We start from the raw sequence: 6,000 nt of genomic DNA, 5'->3' as shown, positions 1-6,000 counted from the left end.
GTTCCTGGTTCGGGTTGTCTTGGAGTGACAAACCTTGATACCGGAACCCCGCCTCTCACACCCCGATCAACACACCCTTGACCAGCCACGCCCACGCCTAACTGAACGGCGTTGAGACTAGACCGGCGTGCCGGGGTCCTCCGGCGGTCAGAGGGATGGTCGCGGCTGCGCTGCGGCCGGTGAGAGGAAGTGACTCAGGTGGCTCGGCAACGCGCGACGGCGCTGCTGGTGGATCTGGACGGCGTGCTCCGGCGCTGGGACGAGGCGGTCGTCGCCGGGGTGGAGAGCCGGTACGGCCTGCCGGCGGGTGCCCTGGTGGAGACCGCGTTGCACTGGGGGCGGCTCCAGCCGGTACTGGTCGGTCAGGTCAGTCACGCCGACTGGATGGTGCAGGTGGCCGAGGCGCTCGCCGAGCCGGCCGGTGGCCTGGACCGGGCCCGGGACGCGGTCGCCGAGTGGCAGAGCTACCGGGGTGAGATCGACCCGGACGTGCTCGCCCTGGTCCGGGAGGTACGCGCCGCCGGGCTGCCGGTGGGGCTGGCCACCAACGCCACCGACGCGCTCGACGCGGACCTGGTCACGCTCGGCCTGACCGGTGAGGTGGACCAGGTCTTCAACTCCTGGGAGTTGGGCGTGCACAAGCCCGCCAAGGAGTACTTCCAGCGGGCCTGCCTGGCCCTGGGGACCCCGCCGGAGCGGGTGCTCCTGGTCGACGACGACGACCGCGTGGTCCGGGGTGCGCGGGCGGCCGGGCTGTCCGCGTACCGGTGGAACGGGGTGGCGGACCTGCCGTACCTGCGGGCGGTACTGGACTACTGAGCGGTGGCCAGATCGTGCCACTGGCCCCGCCGGTCGAGGAAGTCCCCGCAAGCCCAGACGAACTGTACTGGGCGTCGGTGGGGATCAAGGCGACCTTCGAGAAGAAGTACGACGACTGGGCAGCGGACTCGTCGGCTTCGCCGAGCCCACCTACTCGGGTTACTCGGCGGCCGGGGTGAACGACGGCTCCCGGGACACCAGCCTCGGCGGTGCGTGCAGCTGGGCGAACGCCGCCGGCTGGGTGCCCCCGGCGGGCGGCCAGGTCCGGGGTAACACCGCGCTGAGCGTGACGGTGAACCTCGGCACCGCGCAGACCGCGCGGCTGGTCCGGATCAATGCCCTCCACGGTCCGACGCGCCAGCCTGGGTTCGTCCGGGTCAACGAGTTCGAGGTCTACTCGTCGTGGTCGTCGACGTGCCGCCGGGAGCCGGGTCACCGCCGAGCGGGTGGTGGCCCGGCTCCCGGTCGGCCCGCTCCCGGTGCTGACCAGCGTCCCCGTGGTCAGACGCCGGTCACGCCGTCGATCCGCTCCCGGATCAGGTCGGCGTGGCCGGCGTGCCGGGCGTACTCCTCGATCATGTGGACGTAGGTCCAGCGCAGGTTGATCTCCTCCCCGGAGCGCAGGTAGCCGTAGGTGTCGTCCAGCGAGCGGCCGGCCACCGCGGCCCGCGCCGCCGCCACCTCCTCGACGAGGATCGCCAGATCCGCCTCCGCGTCGGCGTCGTGGATGTCGTTGAGATCCTCGTCCGGGTCGTCTCCATTGCCGTACAAGCTGTCGATCGGCTCACCGGCCACGTTCATCCGGAACCACCAGCGCTCGTTGTCGGCCATGTGCCGGACCAGCCCCAGCAGGGTGAGCCCGGACGGCTCCACGCTGGGGATCCTGAGCTGCTCGGCGGTCAGCCCGGCGCACTTGCTGAGCAGGGTCTGCCGGTGGTGGTCGAGCCAGCCGTCGAGCATGGTGCGCTCGTCGCCGAGGGTGGGCGTGGTGGGCCGGGTGACGTCCGGTGCGGTCCAGGTCATCGGGCCATGGTCGCGTACGGATGTGACACCTGCTCCGCCGATCATGGAGTTGTGGTGCCCTACAGAAGCCACATACCGGGCTGAATCGACCACCATAACTCCATGATCGACGGGGTGGGGGTGGTGGTTCAGCCGGTGCTGAGCCGCTCCTGCGCCACTACCCGCAGCTCACCGGTCTTCGTGGTGCCCTCGATCACCACGTCGGCGGTGCGCCCGGTGTGCACCAGGGTGCCCACCGCGTTGCCGAAGTACGGGCCGTCGAGCTTGTGCCAGCGCACCGACGGCCGGCGTACCCCGGCCGAGCGGGCCAGCGCGCGGGCCACCCCGGACGGCCCGGCGGACCAGCCCAGCCGCATCAGCGGGCGCATCCCGGCCGGTACCTGGTTGTGGACCGGTGAGCAGGTGAGCTGGTGGACCGGGGTCACCACCGACGGGTCGGCGAACCGGGCCCGGGCCACGTACGAGTGGTGCACGTCACCAGAGAGCACGCTGATCGAGGCCGGCGGGGCGTACGCCGGGCCGGCCCCCACCCGGTCACCGGGCTTACCCGGCCGGCCGCTGCCGATCCGGGCGAAGAGCGCGTTGAGCGCGTCGAAGGAGCGCTGGAAGGCCGCCCAGTGTTCCAGGTCCAGCATTCGGCGCAGCCGCTCGGAGAGCGTCGCCACCCAGGGCCTGCGCGACCCGGCCAGCCGCTCGTTCCACGCCTCGACGTGGTGGATGCCGGGCGGCAGCAGCCAGGGCAGCGAGGAGCCGATCACCAGGTGGTCGTACCGGCCGTGGGCCTGGTCGGTGAACCACGACCACTCGCCCGGCGGCAGCATGGCCCGGCTGGCCGGCTCCAGCACCCGGCTGCACCGGTTGTCCAGCATCACCAGCCGGGTCCGGCCCAGGTCGACCGCGTAACTCCACTGGTAACTGCGCGCCCGCCCGGGCGAGTGCGAGGAGTGAGCGAAGCGAGCCCCGCAGTCACCAGCGGAGAGCCGACCCGGTTCGGTGTCGTGCGCGAGGTCCGACTCCTGGTCGACCCGTTCGCCGAACTCGGTGAGCACCCCGGTGGCGTCGCCGGCCGTGACCACCTTGGCGTAGACCGGGTCGGCGTCGATCTCGTCCGGGGACAGGTTGCCCAGGTGCTGGTAGACCCAGTAGGAGGCGAGCCCGCTGCGGATCCGCTCCGCCCACCAGGGCTGGGCCCGCATGTCGGACCGCCAGGCGGCCGAGGTGTTCCAGTCGTCGATGATCTCGTGATCGTCGAAGATCATCACGCTCGGCACGGTGGAGAGCAGCCAGCGGATCTCCGGATCCCGCCACGACTCCAGGTAGAGCTTGGTGTACTCGTCGAAGCTGACCACCTGGTCGGCCGGGGCGCCCGCCGGCCGCCGGTGCCGCCGCCGCAGCAGGCGACGCACCGTCGGCGAGGTCTCGTCCGCGTACACCTGGTCGCCGAGGAGCACCAGCAGGTCGGGCAGGTCATCCGCCGCCGTGCCGGCCATCAGGCGCCGGGCGTACGCGTCGAGCGCGTCCGGCGGCAGTTTGCGGGTGGTCGCGTGCTGGGTGGTCTCCCGGCAGGAGCCGAAGACCAACCGGACCGGCTGGTCGGTGTCGTCGGCCGCCCGGGTGCGGATCACGCTGGGCGGAAACTCGCCTTCCGGCTGCGGCCAGACCGGCTCGCCGTCGAGCAGCACCTCGTAGGTCGTCGCCGACCCCGGGGTGAGTCCGGTCACCACCACGATCGCGTAGTGGTGGTCGTACGCGGTGAAGGTGGCGGCCTCGCCGGAGGCCCCGTCGGCGGTGCGGACCCGGACCACCGCCGGTGCGCTGGTCTCCACCCAGACCGTGGCCCGCGTGCCGACCACCCGCCGCAGCAGTGGGCCGATGAGCAGGCGGGACGTGGACATGGGCGGACCTCCGGAAGCTGAGGGATTTCCACTTTCCTACCCGGTGGCCCGGTCCGCCACCCCTGCCCGTGGGCCCGGTGAGCGTACCCAAGGGCATCAGGGGCGCGGGTGGTGCCGCCGAGAGGACGTACGTGCCGGCATCTGACAGGATTTCCGCATGCAGGAATACCTCATCGTCGCGCTGACCCTGCTCGGTGTGCTGATCCTCGCCGGGCTCGGCCTGCTGGTGCCCCGGCTGCGCCGCCGGCCGCAACCGCCGCTGCCCGAGGAGGCCGTCGACACCCGTACCGGGGAGAAACTGGCCGGCCCGCCGGTCGAGGCGCCCGAGGCAGACCTGGACACCGGCATCCTGGTGGAGGCGCCGCCGGTCGAGGCCCCGCCCGCGCCGGTGCTGGAGACCCCCGAGCCGACCGCCGGCCGGCTGGTCCGGCTCCGGTCCCGGTTGGCCCGCTCGCAGAACGTCTTCGGCAAGGGGCTGCTCGGCCTGCTCTCCCGGGACCGGCTCGACGAGGACACCTGGGAGGAGATCGAGGACAGCCTGATCACCGCGGACGTCGGGATCGAGGCCACCCGGGAGATCGTCGACCGGCTGCGCGAGCAGACCCGGGTGCTCGGCACCCGCTCCGGCGCCGAACTGCGCGCCCTGCTCGCCACCGAGCTGGTCAAGGCCCTGGACCCGGGCCTGGACCGGTCGCTGAAGACCGCCACCGCCACCGGCGTACCGGCGGTCGTGCTGGTGGTCGGGGTCAACGGCGCCGGCAAGACCACCACCTGCGGCAAGATCGCCCGGGTGCTGGTGGCGGACGGGCGCAGCGTGGTGCTCGGCGCGGCCGACACCTTCCGGGCCGCCGCCGCCGACCAGCTCGCCACCTGGGCCGGCCGGGTCGGTGCCGAGGTGGTCCGTGGGCCGGAGGGCGCCGACCCGGCCTCGGTGGCCTTCGACGCGGTCCGGCGCGGCATCGACGCCGGGGTGGACACCGTCCTGATCGACACCGCCGGCCGGCTCCAGAACAAGGTCGGCCTGATGGACGAGCTGGGCAAGGTCAAGCGGGTGGTGGAGAAGCACGGACCGGTCGACGAGACCCTGCTGATCCTGGACGCCACCACCGGGCAGAACGGTCTGGAGCAGGCCCGGGTCTTCACCGAGGTGGTGGACGTCACCGGGGTGGTACTCACCAAGCTCGACGGCACCGCCAAGGGCGGCATCGTCATCGCCGTGCAGCGCAAGCTGGGCATCCCGGTCAAGCTGGTCGGCCTCGGTGAGGGGCCGGACGACCTGGCGCCGTTCGACGCCGCCCAGTTCGTCGACGCGCTGCTGGGCGAACCGTCCGGCCCGAACGCGTAACCTCGGGTGTTCTACCGCGAACCGGCGCCACGCCTCGGGAGACCGTACGTGACTGCACAGGAGATCCCGCTGCACGGCGGCAACGTCAGCACCGTCGTACGGGTCGGTGACACCGTCCGTCGTAACGCGGGCCCGTGGACCCCTTCGGTGCACGCGCTGCTGCGACACCTGGAGTACGTCGGCTTCACCGGCTCACCCCGGGCGCTCGGCATGGACGAGCGCAACCGGGAGGTCCTGTCGTACCTGGAGGGGGAGTGCGGGGAGTACCCGCTGGCCCCGCACTGGGTCACCGACGAGGCGCTGGTCACCGTCGCCACCATGCTGCGGATGTTCCACGACGCGCAGTACGGGTTCGTCCCGCCGCCCGGGGCGGTCTGGCGTTCGTTCGGGCCGCCCCCGCCGGACACCGAGGTGATCTGTCACCACGACGCCGCCCCGCACAACGTGATCTGGCGGCCGGACGGCACCCTCGGTCTGATCGACTTCGACCTGGCCTCGCCCGGCGCCCGGATCTACGACGTGGCGTACGCGGCCTGGACCTGGGTACCGCTCTTCTCCGACCGGGACTCCTACACGCTGGGCTGGAAACGGCCGGACCGGCCCCGCCGGCTGCGGCTCTTCGCCGACGCGTACGGGCTGATCCCCCGGGACCGGCACCGGCTGATCCGCACCATCCGCAAGCGGATCGTGGACCACGTGGAGGGCATCCGGCGGATGGCCGCAGCGGGCGAACCGGCGTTCGTCCGGATCGTGCACAAGGGTCACCTCCGGCGCCCCATGCGTGATCTGCGCCTGCTCGACTACGAGCGGCACACCCTGGAGTACGCGCTGCGCTGACGTCCGGATACCGCGCTGGCGGTGAGGTTTTCTTCACACGTTCGAAACAACCCGTGACCGTTCGGAAACCGGCCGGAGAGC

General features: G+C 72.0%; 6 protein-coding genes. 3 read left to right on the top strand and 3 right to left on the bottom strand.

Going from position 1 to position 6,000, the window contains the following annotated elements:
- Window positions 1-198 precede the first annotated feature (198 nt).
- Window positions 199-819 carry an HAD family hydrolase gene (locus tag V6U90_RS27345; RefSeq protein ID WP_334442589.1) on the top strand — a complete coding sequence of 207 codons (621 nt, stop codon included), beginning with the start codon at window positions 199-201 and terminating at the stop codon, window positions 817-819.
- A gap of 159 nt (window positions 820-978) precedes the next feature.
- On the opposite strand, the gene V6U90_RS27340 is transcribed toward V6U90_RS27345, so the two are convergent.
- The 3 genes from V6U90_RS27340 to V6U90_RS27330 form a co-directional block, all read right to left on the bottom strand.
- On the bottom strand, window positions 979-1,155 hold the full coding sequence (locus V6U90_RS27340) for a hypothetical protein (RefSeq protein WP_334442586.1): 177 nt from the start codon (window positions 1,153-1,155) through the stop codon (window positions 979-981).
- 165 nt (window positions 1,156-1,320) lie between these two features.
- Window positions 1,321-1,842 (bottom strand): DinB family protein, encoded by a 522-nt coding sequence (locus V6U90_RS27335; protein WP_334442583.1) that lies wholly within the window; start codon window positions 1,840-1,842, stop codon window positions 1,321-1,323.
- Window positions 1,843-1,970: 128 nt separating this feature from the next.
- Window positions 1,971-3,737: a DUF7800 domain-containing protein gene (locus V6U90_RS27330; protein ID WP_334442580.1), complete on the bottom strand. Its 1,767-nt coding sequence runs from the start codon at window positions 3,735-3,737 to the stop codon at window positions 1,971-1,973.
- 157 nt (window positions 3,738-3,894) lie between these two features.
- Between V6U90_RS27330 and ftsY the strand changes: the two genes are divergently transcribed.
- Both ftsY and V6U90_RS27320 read left to right on the top strand, forming a co-directional pair.
- Window positions 3,895-5,082 carry a signal recognition particle-docking protein FtsY gene (gene ftsY / locus V6U90_RS27325; protein WP_334442577.1) on the top strand — a complete coding sequence of 396 codons (1,188 nt, stop codon included), beginning with the start codon at window positions 3,895-3,897 and terminating at the stop codon, window positions 5,080-5,082.
- A gap of 48 nt (window positions 5,083-5,130) precedes the next feature.
- The gene (locus tag V6U90_RS27320) at window positions 5,131-5,919 is read left to right on the top strand and encodes an aminoglycoside phosphotransferase family protein (protein WP_307803882.1); all 789 of its coding nucleotides are present in this window, start codon (window positions 5,131-5,133) and stop codon (window positions 5,917-5,919) included.
- Window positions 5,920-6,000: the final 81 nt, after the last annotated feature.

This window comes from Micromonospora sp. CPCC 206060 (assembly GCF_036906895.1).
Classification (GTDB): Bacteria; Actinomycetota; Actinomycetes; order Mycobacteriales; family Micromonosporaceae; genus Micromonospora.
Note: the sequence above shows the minus strand (reverse complement) of the source record. Positions and strands in the feature narration are given on the sequence as shown.